This is a genomic window from Rhodopseudomonas sp. G2_2311 (assembly GCF_047501505.1).
Lineage (GTDB): Bacteria > Pseudomonadota > Alphaproteobacteria > Rhizobiales > Xanthobacteraceae > Rhodopseudomonas > Rhodopseudomonas palustris_H.
This window is the reverse complement of sequence record NZ_JAZDRK010000009.1, coordinates 1-14,358: the sequence shown is the minus strand read 5'-3', so window position 1 is coordinate 14,358 and position 14,358 is coordinate 1. Positions and strand designations below refer to the sequence as shown.

Annotated in this window: 13 protein-coding genes and 1 tRNA gene; 4 read left to right on the top strand and 10 right to left on the bottom strand. The window is 61.2% G+C overall.

Annotated features, from left to right (window positions below; translation table 11 throughout):
• Positions 1 to 60: 60 nt before the first annotated feature.
• The 3 genes from VRZ08_RS13665 to VRZ08_RS13655 form a co-directional block, all read right to left on the bottom strand.
• Positions 61 to 642, bottom strand: a complete 582-nt coding sequence (locus VRZ08_RS13665) for a hypothetical protein (protein WP_234819972.1) — start codon at positions 640 to 642, stop codon at positions 61 to 63.
• 425 nt (positions 643 to 1,067) lie between these two features.
• A complete protein-coding gene (locus VRZ08_RS13660; RefSeq protein WP_414532874.1) occupies positions 1,068 to 2,843 on the bottom strand; it encodes a thiamine pyrophosphate-requiring protein in 1,776 nt (591 codons plus the stop codon).
• Positions 2,844 to 2,987: 144 nt separating this feature from the next.
• On the bottom strand, positions 2,988 to 3,662 hold the full coding sequence (locus tag VRZ08_RS13655) for a site-2 protease family protein (protein WP_414532873.1): 675 nt from the start codon (positions 3,660 to 3,662) through the stop codon (positions 2,988 to 2,990).
• 300 nt (positions 3,663 to 3,962) lie between these two features.
• Here VRZ08_RS13655 and VRZ08_RS13650 point away from each other — a divergent pair, with 300 nt between their 5' ends.
• Both VRZ08_RS13650 and VRZ08_RS13645 read left to right on the top strand, forming a co-directional pair.
• Positions 3,963 to 5,159 carry a S1C family serine protease gene (locus VRZ08_RS13650; RefSeq protein ID WP_414532872.1) on the top strand — a complete coding sequence of 399 codons (1,197 nt, stop codon included), beginning with the start codon at positions 3,963 to 3,965 and terminating at the stop codon, positions 5,157 to 5,159.
• A 70-nt stretch (positions 5,160 to 5,229) separates the two neighbouring features.
• Positions 5,230 to 5,442, top strand: coding sequence for a hypothetical protein (locus VRZ08_RS13645; RefSeq protein ID WP_013501820.1), 213 nt, complete (start codon positions 5,230 to 5,232; stop codon positions 5,440 to 5,442).
• Positions 5,443 to 5,647: 205 nt separating this feature from the next.
• Here the strand turns inward: VRZ08_RS13645 and VRZ08_RS13640 are convergent, their stop codons facing one another.
• The 4 genes from VRZ08_RS13640 to VRZ08_RS13625 all read right to left on the bottom strand — a co-directional run bounded on the left by VRZ08_RS13640 (position 5,648) and on the right by VRZ08_RS13625 (position 10,203).
• The gene (locus tag VRZ08_RS13640; RefSeq protein WP_414532871.1) at positions 5,648 to 6,496 is read right to left on the bottom strand and encodes a transglutaminase-like domain-containing protein; all 849 of its coding nucleotides are present in this window, start codon (positions 6,494 to 6,496) and stop codon (positions 5,648 to 5,650) included.
• 158 nt (positions 6,497 to 6,654) lie between these two features.
• On the bottom strand, positions 6,655 to 8,856 hold the full coding sequence (gene glgX, locus VRZ08_RS13635) for a glycogen debranching protein GlgX (protein ID WP_414532870.1): 2,202 nt from the start codon (positions 8,854 to 8,856) through the stop codon (positions 6,655 to 6,657).
• Positions 8,857 to 9,109: 253 nt separating this feature from the next.
• Positions 9,110 to 9,679: a DUF4142 domain-containing protein gene (locus tag VRZ08_RS13630; RefSeq protein ID WP_164573181.1), complete on the bottom strand. Its 570-nt coding sequence runs from the start codon at positions 9,677 to 9,679 to the stop codon at positions 9,110 to 9,112.
• Between the two features lie 14 nt (positions 9,680 to 9,693).
• Positions 9,694 to 10,203 (bottom strand): ferritin-like domain-containing protein, encoded by a 510-nt coding sequence (locus VRZ08_RS13625; protein ID WP_107345116.1) that lies wholly within the window; start codon positions 10,201 to 10,203, stop codon positions 9,694 to 9,696.
• 230 nt (positions 10,204 to 10,433) lie between these two features.
• Here VRZ08_RS13625 and VRZ08_RS13620 point away from each other — a divergent pair.
• Together VRZ08_RS13620 and VRZ08_RS13615 are read left to right on the top strand one after the other, a co-directional pair.
• Positions 10,434 to 10,507: transfer RNA gene (locus VRZ08_RS13620), tRNA-Gly, on the top strand.
• A gap of 170 nt (positions 10,508 to 10,677) precedes the next feature.
• A protein-coding gene (locus tag VRZ08_RS13615; RefSeq protein ID WP_414532869.1) for an IS3 family transposase occupies positions 10,678 to 11,780 on the top strand; the annotation gives its coding sequence in 2 pieces (ribosomal slippage) (positions 10,678 to 10,939 and positions 10,939 to 11,780; 1,104 coding nt in all).
• A 221-nt stretch (positions 11,781 to 12,001) separates the two neighbouring features.
• Here the strand turns inward: VRZ08_RS13615 and VRZ08_RS13610 are convergent.
• From VRZ08_RS13610 to VRZ08_RS13600, 3 genes are read right to left on the bottom strand one after another with little or no spacing between them, the layout of a single operon-like run.
• Complete coding sequence (locus tag VRZ08_RS13610; RefSeq protein ID WP_414532868.1) at positions 12,002 to 12,355, bottom strand: EamA family transporter; 354 nt, start codon at positions 12,353 to 12,355, stop codon at positions 12,002 to 12,004.
• The gene (locus tag VRZ08_RS13605; protein ID WP_414532867.1) at positions 12,352 to 13,029 is read right to left on the bottom strand and encodes a class I SAM-dependent methyltransferase; all 678 of its coding nucleotides are present in this window, start codon (positions 13,027 to 13,029) and stop codon (positions 12,352 to 12,354) included. Before VRZ08_RS13605 ends, VRZ08_RS13610 begins: the two co-directional genes overlap by 4 nt.
• Complete coding sequence (locus VRZ08_RS13600) at positions 13,026 to 14,081, bottom strand: glycosyltransferase family 2 protein (protein WP_414532866.1); 1,056 nt, start codon at positions 14,079 to 14,081, stop codon at positions 13,026 to 13,028. The genes VRZ08_RS13605 and VRZ08_RS13600 overlap by 4 nt, the downstream gene beginning before the upstream one ends.
• Between the last annotated feature and the right edge of the window lie 277 nt (positions 14,082 to 14,358).

Sequence of the window (14,358 nt, the reverse complement as noted above, 5' to 3'; positions counted from 1 at the left end):
AGAGTTCAGGAAGCTGCCGTGCGGCAGGGCAGGTTGGCGGTGTCAGCCGTCACCGTCGCCCTAGGAGGAGGCGGTTGCCGGAGCCAGAGCCACGAGCGAACCGAGGCCTCTGACATATCCGACACGGTCGGCCGGCGTCGGCTGCCACCAATCAGAGATCAGCTGCTCACGTCCTTTATAGTGCGTGATAAGATCAGTAAACGGACGCTCATTCAGCGGGATCGCAGATTCCAGCTTGTAGATCGACCTGGTGCCCTCCTGTGCATCGAGCTCATCGCTGAAGCGCTGGATTTCCAGACCGCGATAGTTGGGCATCATGTGAAGGAAGCCCAAATGGGCCAGCCGGCTGAGCTGCAGCAGTTCGATCACCGACAGATCGACGCGGATGTAACCCTCGGCCGGTGCCATCATCTCGACGCCTTGCGCCTGGCCCTTCGAACAGCAGGCTTCGCCGATAGCGTCAGCCAGAATCGAGAGCTGAAGATGGTAACGCTCGATATCCTTGGCTTTCAGATGGGGACGTTGGCTGAACATCGCTTTGATGTCGGCCATCGCTTTCGAGACCCCCTCGGGGGTTGCTCTGGCGGCCATCTCGTAGTGGCGGCCAATCCCCCGGACGATCTGCCGGACGGCTTCGTCCATGCCCCTAATTCGCCCGTGCTGGTAGTATGATCTAGCCGAAGACCAGCACGCCCACAAAAGGGCGGCCAGAAGGCCGACGACTATCAGCAGAACGATCATTCCAGCCCCCGCTTGAATGTCTCGAAGCAAGCCCCTTAGCGCAGTCCGGTGTCACTGTAATGAGTTCTGGTAATTCAATGGTAAACTAATCAGCGGCGGAGCAAAGTGTCGCGAGCGGGGCGTTCGAGTGATTCCCGTGGGATGATTACGTCGGGATGACGATGTGTCCGCGCCGTCTGGGTGCCGATCGGTGAGCTCGATCGGGCCCAAGTATTTCAACGGGGCAGCTAAGAAGTAGCCCGCTGGGATCGGTCAAGGGGCGGAGAGAGAGCGTGCTTGCGCCGGGACGGGCGAGTCGCGCGCCCCGGTCATTGCCCTCAACGCCTTCATCCTTTCCCCGGCAGGATGCTCGCCAGCAGCTCCTTGGCGCTGTTGGTGAGGACGCTGCCGAGTTCGGGTTCGCTGCCCATCATGGTCATGAAGTTCTTGGCGTCCTTCAGCGTGATGTGGGGCGGCAGCGGCGGGACGTTGGGGTCGGTGTAGGCCTCGAGGATCACCGGGCGGTCGGCCGACAGAGCCTCGTCCCAGGCCGCGCCGACGCGGTCGGGGGTGTCGACGAAGATGCCCTTCAGCCCGATCAGTTCGGCGTAGCGATGATAGGGGAAGTCGGGAATGCTCTGGGTCGACTCGGTCTTGCCGGCGCCGAGCTGGATGCGCTCCTCCCAGGTCACCTGATTGAGGTCGCGATTGTTGAGCACCAGCACGATCAGCCGCGGATCCGACCAGTGCTTCCAGTATTTGGCGATGGTGATCATCTCGTTGAGGCCGTTCATCTGCATCGCGCCGTCACCCATGCAGGCGATCACCGTGCGGTCCGGATAGGCCATCTTGGCCGCGACCGCATAGGGCGTGCCGGCGCCAAGCGAGGCGAGGCCGCCGGACAGCGATCCCTTCATGCCGCGGCGCATCTTCAGGTCGCGCGCGTACCAGTTCGCCACCGATCCTGAATCTGCGGTGACGATGGCGTTGTCGGGCAACCGCGACGACAGCTCCCAGAACACCCGCTGCGGATTGAGCGGTTCGGCGCTCTGCAGCGCGCGGTTCTCCAGCGTCTTCCACCATGAGGCCACACCGCGTACGATGCCGCGCCGCCACGAGGTCTCGTCCTTCTGGTTCAGCAGCGGCAATAGGGCGCGTAGCGTCCTGGCGCTGTCGCCGATCAGGTTGACCTCCATCGGATAGCGCAGGCTGAGGCGGCGGCCGTCGATGTCGATCTGGACACCGCGGGCGTCGCCCGGCTTTGGCAGGAATTCGCTGTAGGGAAACGACGAGCCGACCATCAGCAGCGTGTCACAGCCCTTCATCAGGTCCCAGCTCGGCCGGGTGCCCAGCAGGCCGATCGAGCCAGTGACGAACGGCAGATCATCGGGCAGGGCGGCCTTGCCGAGCAGCGCCTTGGCGACGCCGGCCTGCAGCCGCTCGGCCACCGCGATCACCTCGTCGGTCGCCTCCAGCGCCCCGGCGCCGACCAGGATCGCTACCTGGCTCCCGGCGTTCAGCACCTGCGCGGCGGCCTTCAGGCCGGCTTCATCGGGCACCTGCGCCGGGTAGGCGTGGCCGATGCCGGTGTGGGTGGCGCCGTGCGCCATCGGCGGGTCGTCGTAGTCGAGGCCCTGCAGATCGTTCGGGAGGATCACGCAGGCGACGCCGCGCCTCTCGTAAGCGATCCGCACTGCGCGGTCGATCAGATGGCGCACCTGCGACGGAACGCTGGCGGTCGCGACATATTCGCTGACTTCGCCGAACAGCGTTTGCAGATCGACTTCCTGCTGATAGTCAGCCCCGATCGCGCTGCGCGCCTGCTGGCCGAGCAGCGCCACCACCGGCACATGATCCATCTTGGCATCGTACAGGCCGTTGAGCAGATGGATCGCGCCCGGCCCTGAGGTCGCGTAGCACAGCCCGACCTGGCCGGTGAACTTGGCATGCGCCGACGCCATGAACGCGGCCATCTCTTCGTGGCGGACCTGGACGTATTCGATGCGGTCCTTGGCTTTCTCCAGCGCGACATCCAGGCCGCCGACACCATCTCCCGGATAGCCGTAGACCCGCCGTAGGCCCCACTCGGCCAGTCGCTGCCAGACGAATTCGCTCACATTCATGTCGATGACCCGTGTTTGTGCCCGCCGTCGTGGGGCGACGGTGCAAGTGCGGGATCAACGATGGCTTGGAGCAAACGTTGCAGCGCTGGGCGGCAGCGGCGGATGCGGCGCTGCCGGTCTCACCGCCTTTTGAGGCGGCCTTCGTCAGGCCGCGCCGGTGAGACGCAGGATCGCCTGCACGACGAATTGGCTCGATTGCGCGATGAACTGAGTGGCGATGCCGATGCCGGCCAGCGGCAGGATGAAGATCAGCCCGAGCAGGATCAGCATGCCGTAGGGCTCCACCCGGGCAAGCGGATGAGCCAGCACCCGCGGCAGGATGCCGACGGCAATCCGGCCGCCGTCGAGCGGCGGGATCGGCAGCAGGTTGAAGATTGCCAGCACCACGTTGATCAAGAGCGCGTTGACGAGGTTCTGCGCCAGCCACTGGCCGGCTTCACCGGGCACATAGCCGACGACGTGAAACGCCAGCGCAGCGATGGCCGCGAGAATGAAATTGATCGCCGGACCGGCCGCGGCGACCAGCACCATGTCGCGGCGCGGATTGCGCAGATTGCGGAAGTTCACCGGCACAGGCTTGGCGTAGCCGAACAGGAAGGGCGATTGCATCACCAGCAGCAGCAGCGGCAGCAGCACCGTGCCGAACGGATCGATGTGCTTGATCGGGTTGAAGCTGACCCGGCCGAGCATCCAGGCGGTGTTGTCGCCGCACAGCTTGGCCACATAGGCGTGGGCAGCTTCGTGGAACGTAATCGCGATCAGGAGCGGCAGCGCCCAGACCGAGATCACCACCATCATGTTGGACAACGAGCCTGTCATGTCGATCCACTCGGGTTGGGATCGATCGGGAAGCCGAAGATCCGAAGCGGGAACCAGCGAGATATAGAAGCCGCGCCGACGCTGCGCCAGCGCCGCTGACGATGATGGACTTAAAGTAATCCAGCACACTGCTGTGGGCAGTTGTTTATCTCCTCTTAACCATCCGCACCTTGGCAGGCCGCGACGGAGCGCCGAACCACGTGGTGGAACCTGCCGGAACCTGATGCATTAGCGCTGGCCGGCGAGCGGAACCTGGCTTGCCGCAGCGCCCGTACGCGTCATCTTTCGAGACAGGCCGCCATGACCACGTTGCCGCCGCATGCTCCGCCGCCCCCGCGTCCGCCGGGGCTTGATCCACTGGCCCGCGAGCAGGCCCAGATCCGCCGGGCACAACGCACCGACCGCCTGCTGCGGATTGCGATCGTCTGGCTGCTGGTGCTGGCGACGTTCTGGGTGGCGCAGCCTTATCTCAGCGCACTGTGGTTCTCGGCAACGGGCCCGCGGACCGTCACGGCGCGCGGTGAGCTGGCGCCGGCCGAGAAGGCGACAGTCGAGCTGTTCAAGCAGGTGTCGCCCTCGGTGGTGCACGTGTTCGCGCAAAGCAGCCAAAAGGTATCGCCGTTTTTCGCGCAGCAGGAAGCGCCGGTGCAGTCCGGCTCCGGCGTGATCTGGGATGCCGCCGGCCATGTCGTCACCAACAACCACGTCATCCAGAACGCCAGCCAGCTCGGCGTCCGGCTGGCCTCGGGCGAGTTCGTCACCGCGCGGGTGGTGGGGACGGCGCCGAACTACGACCTCGCGGTGCTGCAGCTCGAGCGGCCGCACACGCCGCTCCGCCCGATCGCGATCGGCAGCTCGGACGACCTGCAGGTCGGGCAGGCGACCTACGCGATCGGCAATCCCTACGGTCTCGAACAGACGCTCACCACCGGCATCGTCAGCGCATTGCGGCGGCGGCTGCCGACCGCAGCGGCCCACGAGGTGCGCGGCGTGATCCAGACCGACGCGGCGATCAATCCCGGCAATTCCGGCGGCCCGCTGCTCGACAGCGCCGGCCGGCTGATCGGCATTAACACTGCGATCATTTCTGGCTCCGGCGCTTCGGCCGGCATCGGATTTGCGATCCCGGTTGATGCGGTCAATCGCGTCGTCACCGCGCTGATCACCAACGGCAGCGTGCCGGTGCCGGGCATCGGCATCGTCGCAGCACGCGAGACCGAGACCGCGCAGCTCGGCATCGACGGGGTGGTGATCCTGCGCACGCTGCCGGATTCGCCGGCCGCGCAGGCCGGCCTCGAAGGCGCGACCGACGACGGTTACGTCCGCGATGTCATCACGGGGGCCAACGGCGCGCTGATCCACAGCATGTCGGATCTGGCCGCGGCACTGGAAGAGGCCGGGATCGGCAGCGACGTCAAGCTGACGGTCGAGCGCGACGGGCGCAGCCGGACCGTCACCGTGAAGGTCACCGACATCTCGCAGCGTCGGCGCACCTGAGGCGCCGACTGTGCGACCAATCGGAACGAATGCCCGCGCCGCCGATTGTTGCAGCAATTGGAGGTGAACGATGGGAAAGGCTTATTACGACATCATCGGCAGCGACAACCGCTGGGGCATCCGCCACGATGACGACCCGACTGGCGACTATTCCAGCAAGGAAGCGGCGTTCGAGGCCGCCTGCGCCGCGGCGTCCAACGCGATCAAATTCGGCCACGAGGTGCGGATCACCGTGCCGGGCAACGAAGGTTCGGAAACCAATCTCGGCGTGATCACGAACTGAACGGCATCGTTCGAAGTTAGAGGAGGTTCTGTGTCTCAGGCGGCCGGGTGCAAGCTCGGCCGCTTTTGCCGTTGTGAGGAGTGCCAATTTTGCGTCATTGCGAGGAGCGAAGCGACGAAACAATCCGGACGCTCCGAGGAGGAGACTGGATTGCTTCGCTGCGCTCGCAATGACCGAAAGGTGGTTCTCAAGATTGCGTTACGCCTCACGCCACCTTTGGGAGTGGGGCGGCTGTCGCCGCTGCCTGATCGGTCACTTCGTGGGTGATCACTTCGAAATTCAGCAGGTTCGCGGTGCCGAACGAGGTGGAGATCGCAACGTCGGCGGCGTCGCGGCCGCGGGCGATGACGATGCGGCCGATCCGCGGGGTATTGTGCCTCGCGTCGAAGGTGTACCAGCGGCCGTCGAGATAGACTTCGAACCACGCCGAAAAATCCATCGGTGCCGGATCCTGCGGCACGCCGATGTCACCGAGATAGCCGGTGCAGTAACGGGCCGGAATGTTCATGCAGCGGCACAGGGCGACCGCAAGATGCGCAAAGTCGCGGCAGACGCCGATCTGTTCGGCGTGACCTTCGGAGGCGGTGCGGTCGTTACGGGCGAACTGATAGCCGAAGGTGATGCGATTGTGGACGTAGTCGACGATTGCCTGCACGAGCTCCCAGCCCGAGGTGATGCCGCCGAACAGTGACCAGGCGAGGTTCGACAGCTTGTCGGTGTCGCAATAGCGGCTGCCGAGCAGATAGACCATTACCTCGTCGGGTAGTTCGGCGACGGGGATTTGACGGGCGCCGGGTGCAGCCTCGTCGGGCAGCCCAGAGTCCTCGATCAGGAAGTCATTGCTGATATCGATGCGGCCGGGGGGCGCGACGATCCGGGTGCAGACGTTGCCGAACATGTCGGCGAAGTCGTGCGCGGGCACATCGGGCGAGAACTTGATGACATGCTCGCCGATGACGTGCTGGGCGCGCGACGGATGCACGCTGAGCAGCAGATTGATCGGCGTTTCCTGGAAGCAGTGGAAAGCGATGTTGTATCCGGCGCGAATGATCACCTGCAAAGCTCCGTTGCTGATCGAGAAAGGGCCGATGCGATCGGCCCTGTGTTGTGTTCTCAATCGCGGAACGAACCTGGTGTTCCCGATCAGGTGTGTCGACGGTTGCGCAAATTAGTGGCAGCACGCCGGCGATGAAATGGCCGGCGTGCTGCAGCTTATTCGGTCAGTCCGAACAGCAGAACGGACCGCGCGGTCACTTGATAAACCTCGCCGCAAGCGAACTGCTCGTCCGGAATGCCGCTCGGCAGGTTGGTGTCGATCAGCAGCGACCACTTCGAGCCGTGCGGCACCTCCGGCAGGGTGAATTCGACGACGCCGTCGAAGCTGTTCATCACCAGCAGCACGGTGGCATCCTCGCCGTGCCGGCGGATGCCGGTGGTTGGGGCGCGGCCGTCGAGCAGCATGCCGAAGCATTTGACGTTGGGATCGTCCCAATGCTCCTGCTGCATCTCGCCGCCATTGGCGTTGATCCAGGTGACGTCGCGAACCTCGAGGGCCTCGTCGTATTGACCGGTGAGGAAACGGCTGCGTCGCAGCGTCGGGTACGTCCGGCGCAATTCCAGCAGCCGCTGGGTGAAGGCGCGCAGATGCTGCGCGACCTCATCATGGTCCCAATGCACCCAGGAAATCTCATTGTCCTGGCAGTAGGCGTTGTTGTTGCCGTTCTGGGTGCGGCCAAACTCGTCGCCGGCGAGCAGCATCGGCGTGCCTTGGGCGAGCAGCAACGTTGCCAGCATGTTGCGCTTCTGGCGTTCGCGAAGGGCGAGGATGGTCTCGTCGTCGGTTGGGCCTTCCGCGCCGCAATTCCACGAGCGGTTGTCGGAATGGCCGTCGCGATTGTCCTCGCCATTGGCCTCGTTGTGCTTGTCGTTGTAGCTCGCCCAATCGTTGAGGGTGAAGCCGTCATGCGCGGTGATGAAATTCACGCTCGCCCAGGCGCGCCGGCCCTGACGGTTGAACACGTCGCCGGAGGCCGACAGCCTCGGGGCCAGCGCGGCCGCCGGAGCTTCGCCGCGCCAATAGTCGCGCACAGTGTCGCGGAATTTGTCGTTCCACTCCGCCCAGCCCGGCGGGAAGCCGCCGACCTGATAGCCGCCGGGGCCGCAATCCCACGGCTCGGCGATCAGCTTCACTGAAGCGAGCAGCGGGTCCTGCATCACGGCTTTCAGAAAGCCGCTCTGCTCGTCGAAGCCGTAATGCTCGCGCGCCAGGATGGTACCGAGATCGAACCGGAAGCCATCGATGTGCATCTCCCCGGCCCAATAGCGCAGACTGTCATTGACCATCTGGATCACGCGCGGATGGGTGAGATTGACGGTGTTGCCGGTGCCGGTGTCGTTGATGTAGTAGCGTTTCTGTTCCGGCAACAGCCGGTAATAGCTGGCGTTGTCGATGCCCTTGAACGACAGCGTCGGGCCGAGTTCGTTGCCCTCGGCGGTGTGGTTGTAAACCACGTCGAGGATCACGGCGAGGCCGACATCATGCAGCCGCGCTACCATCTCCTTGAACTCGCGCAAGCTGTTGGGCACGTCGGCGGCGTAGCGCGGATCGGGCGCGAAGAAGCCGATGGTGTTATAGCCCCAGTAGTTCACCAGGTCCTTGTCGAGCAGATAGCTGTCATTGACGAAGGTGTGAATGGGCAGCAGCTCTACGGCGGTGACGCCGAGCGAGGAGATGTAATCAACCACCGGTTTAGTGCCGAGGCCCGCATAGGTGCCGCGGAGATGCTCGGGCACCTCCGGATGCAGCTTGGTGAAACCCTTGACGTGGGTTTCGTAGATGATGGCCTGGTCCCACGGCACGAATTTGCGGCCAGGTTCGCCCTTCCAGTCAAAGTCGGGATCGACCACCACGCATTTCGGCACGAAGCGGGCGCTGTCGCGCTCGTCGAATGTGGTGTCGTCACCGCTCTCCATCACATAGCCGAACACGGCCGGATCCCAGGTCAGCGAGCCGGCATGGGCGCGCGCGTAAGGGTCGAGCAGCAGCTTGTTGGGATTGAAGCGATGGCCGTTCTCCGGCTCGTACGGGCCATACACGCGATAGCCGTAGAACGTACCCGGACCGACATCGGGGATGTAACCGTGAAACACCTCGTCGGTGTATTCGGGCAGCTCGATCCGCCGCTCGGTGTCGCCGTCGAACAGGCAGACTTCCACCTTGGTTGCGTTGGCGGAGAATAGTGCGAAGTTGGTGCCATTACCGTCCCAGCACGAGCCGAGCGGGAAGGGCAGGCCCTCGCGAACGGTGGAGGAGTCGTTGACCACCTGATAGGGCGGCGGACCTTCGGGCTTGGCCGGCGTTTCGGGGGCGGTGGTTTCCGCCGGCGGCTCGAGCGTCTCGGTCGCGTCGGTCATCGCCCGCCCTCCATGAGAGAGGCGGCGCCGGCGCAAAGCGCCCGGTCGAAGCGGAAAAACACTGATCGTGTCGTCATTTGATACGGTCCCCCAAAACGATCTTCACCGACAATGCGGGAAGCCGGAATCCGGTTCCAATGTCCGGAAGAACGGCGCCCGCCCGTGTGCATCAGGTCGGGCCCCGTGGGGGCCGGTCCGTCGTTGCTGGCCCGGCAGCGCGAACTGCCGGGCCGACGTTCAGTTTCTTTCCGCGTTACTTTGCGGACTTGGACGACTGCGAGGTGGTGTTGGTGCGGTCGCGCTCGAGCTGCTGGGCCATCTCGAGATGGTGCTGCAGCTTCGGCAGCGTGGTGCCGGCCCACTTCTTCAGCGCGTCATTGTCGCCACCCTTGGAGTATCGCTCGAACAGCGAGACGGCGTCCTTATGGGCGGTGACCTGCTGCTCGTCGAAGGTCTCGCTGAACTCGGCGCCATTGGCGTTCTTCAGCTTGTCGAGCTTGCTTTGATGAGCGGAGTCGAGCGCGGTCGGAAGCTCGGCCTTGACCTTGCCGTCGGCCACCATCGCCTTCAGCTCGCTGGAGGTCTTGGTGTGATCGGCGATCATCTGCTTGGCGAACGCCTGCTCGGCGGCGTTGCCCTTGCGCTCGGCGAGCTGGTTCGACTGAATCTCGAACATGTCGCTGATCGCCACCTGCTTGACGAAATCCGCCGTGGACGGCGAGACGCCGAGCACCGAATTGATGCCGGTCTTCTCGGTGACCGATTGCGCCAGCGCAGGGGTGGCGACCAGCAGACAGCCGAGAACGAGTGCGGTCCGGTTCATGCGATTGTTTCCTTTCAGCTTGCGGCTTTACGATTGACGCCCTTGCGGAGCGCCACGGTGTTGAGCTTGGTGTTGGCGGCCTTTTCCTCGTTCAGATTGGTTGTGAGGAAACGCACGATGTCGTCGTGGCCGAGCTCCTCGGCCCACGCGATCAGGGTGCCGTAGCGGGCGATCTCGTAGTGCTCGACCGCCTGCGCGTTGGCTACGATCGCGGCGTCGAGCACCGTCTTGTCGGCAATCTCGCCAGCGGTCTCGTCGGATTCCTTGATCAGGCCGTCGATCGCCGGGCAGTTCACGCCGGATGGCGTCTCGCCGAGCTTCTTGAACACCTGGTCGAGCCGCTCGATCTGCTTCTGTGTCTCTTCCAGATGCGCCTTCAGACCCTGCGACAGGTCGCGGTTGGTGGCCTGTTCGATCATCTTCGGCAGCGCCTTAGTGATCTGCTGCTCGGCGTAATAGATGTCTCGGAGCCCGTGCAGCAGCAGGTCCTCCATCGTCTGAATGTCCTTGCTGAAAAATCCCATCGTCGCCTCCGCCCAAATGGTCCGCGTCCCGCGGCTCGACCGGAGAACCGGGGACGGTCGATTCTGTTCCGTCGCGTGGCAAGCGCCGGGGCCTCGGTGGCCCCTGGGCCGGGGCAAGACGGGTCGGGGAGCGGTCCGGCGAACTGTCGGGCAATCGGACGCCAGAAGTTGGTGGCGCGCCGGCGAGGGGAGTTGAGAGCCCCGGGCGAACGTGTTACGGGGGCTGCATCGCGGGTGTAGCTCAATGGTAGAGCAGCAGCCTTCCAAGCTGAATACGAGGGTTCGATTCCCTTCACCCGCTCCAATGATTTGAATGGCTTAGTATAGATCAATCGCCAATCTTACCGTTGCTCCGAATTGCTGGGTAACGTGTCGGGTAACGATTTGCGATCGGTGATCTGAGACCGGAAAACCGGACCATTTTTGGCTAGAGTTTTCGCCGCCAAATCCCCTGGCTGGGAGGAGCGGAAGACGATGAAGGCCTCGAAGTTTTCGGACGCCCAGAAGGCGTTCATTCTCAAGCAGGGCAATGACGGGGTTCCGGTGGCGGAGATCTGCCGGAAAGCCGGGATCAGCCCGGCGACCTATTTCAATTGGAAGAAGAAGTTCGACGGGTTGCTGCCGACCGAGATGCGCCGGTTGAAGCAGCTCGAAGATGAGAATGCCAAGCTGAAGAAGCTGGTGGCCGATCTGTCGCTGGACAAGGAGATGCTGCAGGACGTGATCCGCCGAAGGCTATGAAGCCTGGCCGGAAGCGCAAGCTGGTCGACGAGGTTTGCGGCGAGTGGCAGGTCTCTATCCGCAAGGCCTGCGAAGCCCTGGAGTTTGATCGGTCGACCTACCACTACAAATCGCGTCGCTCCGGCCAGGCTGCTCTCGAAAATCGGATCAAGGAGATCTGCCATACCCGCGTTCGCTACGGATATCGACGCGTCCACGTCCTGTTACGCCGCGAGGGTTGGCGACACGGTCAGAACAAAACGCGTCGCGTCTATGGCGAATTAGGCCTGCAACTGCGCAACAAATCGCCCAAACGTCGGGTCAAGGCCAAGCTCCGGGACGATCGTCAGCCGCCGACGCGATCGAACGAGACTTGGGCGATGGACTTCGTCCATGATCAGCTGTCGACCGGTCACAAGCTTCGGGTTTTGACGATAGTCGATATCTTCTCGCGGTTCTCGCCGGCGTTGGTGCCGCGGTTCACCTTCCGTGGCGCTGACGTCGTGGAAGCACTGGAAAAGGTCTGCCAGCAGGTCGGATTCCCGGCGACGATCCGCGTCGATCAAGGCAGCGAGTTCATCTCCCGCGACCTCGACCTGTGGGCCTATCAACGCGGCGTGACGCTGGACTTCTCGCGACCAGGCAAGCCGACCGACAATGCGTTCATCGAAGCCTTCAACGGACGCTTCCGGGCTGAGTGCCTGAACGCCCATTGGTTCCTGTCCGTTGCGGATGCCCAGGAAAAAGTGGAGACTTGGCGCAGATACTACAACGAGGAACGGCCCCACGGGGCAATTGGCAATCGACCGCCGATTTTGCTGCAAAACCACGTCGGCGCTACCAGCCCCCCGACGTGATCAGAGGCGCAAAACTCTAGTTCTGGGTGGTCCGAAGTTCGGTCTCACTGCAAAACCGCCGAGGCTCTAACTGTAGTTGGATGAAAATTCAGTGGCAGGTCAATTGGATGCAATCAGCTCTACAAACTCAGCTCAAGCCTGCACTGCTGCGCGGACCGGGGGCGCCGTCCGCCGATCGTCATAAGCAGTTTCTCGATGATCAAGTCGGGGGCATGAGAGCGTCAGCGAGTCGCAACAACTAGTCCCCCTATCACTAAGATAGAGCCGATGATTTGGTGTTTACTGAGTGGCTCTCCAAAAACAAAGTAAGCAGCGAGGGGTACGATGACAAACCCTAACGCCATGAATAGATAGGCCTGTGATAGGGGAATTACCTTAAGAGCCAATATCCATACTAAAGTGGAAATGCCATAAAGGCCGAGAGAAACACAAAGTATTATTCCGGCATAGGGGTCGTTAGCTAGAGATGCAAGACTCTCGATCCTGCCACTAACCACTTTGAACATGATCTGCCCAACCGACAGGCATGCAACGCAAAAGACAATCATCAAATAGGCCCAAGTAATCTGGGTCATTTCTTGATGTTGGCTGCAAAAATTAGGTTCAAATCAGATGACGATAGACCTGTTGGCCACCACGTCTCAGAGAGGTCATTGAAGTAGTAGCGTAAGAAGTAAACGAGATTATTGATCGGGTTCACGTGTTCCCGGGCCATAGTATAGTCGTAATCGAGTCCATTTTTCTTGGCTCTTGCTCGTGGGCCGAAATGACGGCCGATTCGCCACGCGAGACCGGGATCACAAGGCAAAACGATCGAAAGCGTCCCTCCAGGCTTCAGTACCCGCGCCCATTCTCTAAGAACTTCGTGCGGACGATAAAGGTGTTCTAGGACGTGGCATGCAATGACGCGATCAAAGGTCTCATTCTTGAATGACAGCTTGGTGGCATCTTCTATCGAAGTAATCACGCCATCCCTGCTAAAATTTGCTGCTGTCGCACGTTGGAGCATCTCGGCGCTACCATCAGACATCCAATACTCTGAAAATTGATGCCGCACGTACTGAATGTGCATACCAGCACCAGCCCCGACCTCTAGAACTTTGTCAAAAGAGATCTCTGGCCCGAACGGCTCCTCTACCAGCCTATGACTCTTTCGCATGACAAATCCGGTGAGATTAGCGCCATAGTTGACCGCCTCGTATTGTGTAGTGTAGCCGGTGGTCCAGATGCTTTGGGGGTCGTCTCTCATGGCTTTTCCAGAACTCTCAATTGTAACGGAGTTCTAGGTACAGAACTACAGTCCTGCGCCCAGAAACCTATAGTGAACTGAACGCCAAGAATTAGAGGAAGTGCAGCGAGCATAACTGTGCCGGCTGTTGCGGGATTGCCAGTTGCCAAAGATTGCCACCATTCGTGCAAACCGAATGTAAGTCCAAACAACAAAAAAAGGCATGCAAAGATAAGATCTATTGATCCCAAATTAAAGTCACGGATAAAATATCGATAGGCTACCCTCTTTCCGAAGACACCGATGTGCTTGAGGGTGAAAGAAAACAACGACCGGATAGGGCTGAGATTGCTTACCTCGTCGCCATACAGGGCGGTCATCGGCATATCCACAACGACCGCGCCGGCAATATTCAATCGGAACAGCATGTCCGTTTCAAAAAAGTAGCGACGGCTAAGCTTCTCTAGAGGCAAGGCCTTCAAGGCTGAACGATGGATCGCCGTAAAACCATTCGTGGGGTCAAAAATATCCCAGTAGCCCGCGGATAGTTTCGTGAGAAACGAAAGGCCCAGATTGCCAATCAAGCGTTCGAAGGGCATCCGAGCAGCATCTTCCGGATTGAAGAAGCGATTTCCCTTCACATAGTCGGCAATGCCTACCTCAATAGATCGCACCAGAGAAGGGACCAATGCAGGATCCATTTGACCATCGCTGTCAATCTTAACAACGATATCGAATCCCCTTTCAATTGCCGCTCTATATCCAGAGATGACCGCGCCGCCAACACCCTGGTTGGTCTTATGTTCTATTAGTAGTAGACGGGGGTCTAATGAATTGGCCTTCGCGTAAGGACCAGTCCCTTCTGGGCAAGCATCATCCACGATGATGATCGTTTCAATCTCTTGACCAATAGCGCAGATGACATTCAGTACGGTTTTCTTTGACTTATAGCACGGCACGACTGCTGCGATTCGAAGAGACGATTGCAACCGAGCCACCTTTACAGCCTTGTTGAACGAAAATTTGCCAATAGCGGAGCCTCCCGGGTATCGATGACTGGCGAACAGCAGCATTTTCCACCAATGGGAGCCTTTCCTCCGTCTTGTGGCCCTCACGAAAAGGGGATGAAGCCTAATCTGTCAACCGCAATCAATGCGCTCTTTTTTGTGGCTAATTCATTCAGACGATTCTCCAATCAAATGAAGCACTTCAAGCTCTTAGCATGAATTAGAGGAGGCAGTGGCCGTCACCCGAGCTTGTCGTCGCCTTGAGAATCAGTCTGCCTGTTTGCAACAGAAGTATGGTTTTGCACCAACCTCCCACTGGACTGGCAGGAAGCTGGGCTAGGGA

Excerpts from the sequence above, each read along its gene's own strand:
- VRZ08_RS13650 (WP_414532872.1), top strand. The coding sequence starts at position 3,963 with ATGACCACGTTGCCGCCGCATGCTCCGCCGCCCCCGCGTCCGCCGGGG.
- VRZ08_RS13655 (WP_414532873.1), bottom strand. The coding sequence starts at position 3,662 with ATGACAGGCTCGTTGTCCAACATGATGGTGGTGATCTCGGTCTGGGCG.
- glgX (WP_414532870.1), bottom strand. The coding sequence starts at position 8,856 with ATGACCGACGCGACCGAGACGCTCGAGCCGCCGGCGGAAACCACCGCC.
- VRZ08_RS13625 (WP_107345116.1), bottom strand. The coding sequence starts at position 10,203 with ATGGGATTTTTCAGCAAGGACATTCAGACGATGGAGGACCTGCTGCTG.
- VRZ08_RS13605 (WP_414532867.1), bottom strand. The coding sequence starts at position 13,029 with ATGAGAGACGACCCCCAAAGCATCTGGACCACCGGCTACACTACACAA.
- VRZ08_RS13610 (WP_414532868.1), bottom strand. The coding sequence starts at position 12,355 with ATGACCCAGATTACTTGGGCCTATTTGATGATTGTCTTTTGCGTTGCA.
- VRZ08_RS13665 (WP_234819972.1), bottom strand. The coding sequence starts at position 642 with ATGGACGAAGCCGTCCGGCAGATCGTCCGGGGGATTGGCCGCCACTAC.
- VRZ08_RS13660 (WP_414532874.1), bottom strand. The coding sequence starts at position 2,843 with ATGAATGTGAGCGAATTCGTCTGGCAGCGACTGGCCGAGTGGGGCCTA.
- VRZ08_RS13600 (WP_414532866.1), bottom strand. The coding sequence starts at position 14,081 with ATGCTGCTGTTCGCCAGTCATCGATACCCGGGAGGCTCCGCTATTGGC.
- VRZ08_RS13630 (WP_164573181.1), bottom strand. The coding sequence starts at position 9,679 with ATGAACCGGACCGCACTCGTTCTCGGCTGTCTGCTGGTCGCCACCCCT.
- VRZ08_RS13645 (WP_013501820.1), top strand. The coding sequence starts at position 5,230 with ATGGGAAAGGCTTATTACGACATCATCGGCAGCGACAACCGCTGGGGC.